The sequence below is a fragment of the Hymenobacter lutimineralis genome (genome assembly GCF_008271285.1).
GTDB classification, from domain to species: domain Bacteria; phylum Bacteroidota; class Bacteroidia; order Cytophagales; family Hymenobacteraceae; genus Hymenobacter; species Hymenobacter lutimineralis.
The window spans coordinates 1,823-2,972 of record NZ_VTHL01000044.1; the positions used below are offsets into that span (position 1 = coordinate 1,823).

The following is a 1,150-nucleotide window of genomic DNA, read 5'->3' on the forward strand; positions in this document are numbered from 1 at the left end:
CAAGGGCAAACCCGGGGAACTGAAACATCTAAGTACCCGGAGGAACAGAAAATAACATATGATTCCCCCAGTAGTGGCGAGCGAACGGGGAGGAGCCCAAACCGGGTTGGTTACGGCCAGTCCGGGGTTGTAGGACCTCAACATCTGATTGATTTACATTAGCTGAATGGCGTGGGAAAGCCAACCACAGACGGTGAGAGTCCGGTAAGCGACCTTGTAGATCACGGTAGAGGATTCCTGAGTAGGGCGGGGCCGGAGAAACCCCGTCTGAATCCAGCGGCACCATCCGCTAAGGCTACATACTCCTGAGAGACCGATAGTGAACTAGTACCGTGAGGGAAAGGTGAAAAGAACCGGGAATACCGGAGTGAAAAGAACCTGAAACCGTGTGCTTACAAGCAGTTAGAGCCCTTTTGTGGGGTGATAGCGTGCCTTTTGCATAATGAGCCTACGAGTTACTCCTCTCTGGCAAGGTTAAATGCTTGGAAGCATGGAGCCGCAGCGAAAGCGAGTCTGAATAGGGCGCAGAGTCAGAGGGGGTAGACGCGAAACTTTGTGATCTACCCTTGAGCAGGTTGAAGGTTGGGTAACACCAACTGGAGGACCGAACCAGTTTCCGTTGAAAAGGATTTGGATGACTTGAGGGTAGGGGTGAAAGGCCAATCAAACTGAGAAATAGCTCGTACTCCCCGAAATGTATTTAGGTACAGCGTCGGCGTGGAGTCAGCGGGAGGTAGAGCTACCGATAGGACTAGGGGGTGTCACAGCCTACCGAATCCTGACGAACTCCGAATGCCCGTTGATATAGCCGGCAGTGAGGCTTGGGGTGCTAAGGTCCCAGGCCGAGAGGGAAAGAACCCAGACCATCCGCTAAGGTCCCTAAATTCGGACTAAGTTGAACAAAGGAGGTCCAGTTGCCTTGACAGCCAGGATGTTGGCTTGGAAGCAGCCATGCATTTAAAGAGTGCGTAACAGCTCACTGGTCGAGCGACAGGGCATCGATAATACGCGGGCATCAAGTCCGGTACCGAAGCGATGGATTCATCCTATGGATGAGTGGTAGGGGAGCATTCCAGCAGCGGTGAAGGTATCCTGTCAGGGGTGCTGGAGCGGCTGGAAAAGCAAATGTAGGCATGAGTAACGATAAGGC

The 1,150-nt window shown here is 53.0% G+C and carries 1 other annotated feature (only partly in view).

Annotation, left to right across the window (positions count from 1 at the left end):
- Positions 1-1,150: a sequence feature (mutual gap in cmsearch alignment for this rRNA model is longer than 100), on the top strand (it extends past both window edges: 145 nt to the left, 1,449 nt to the right).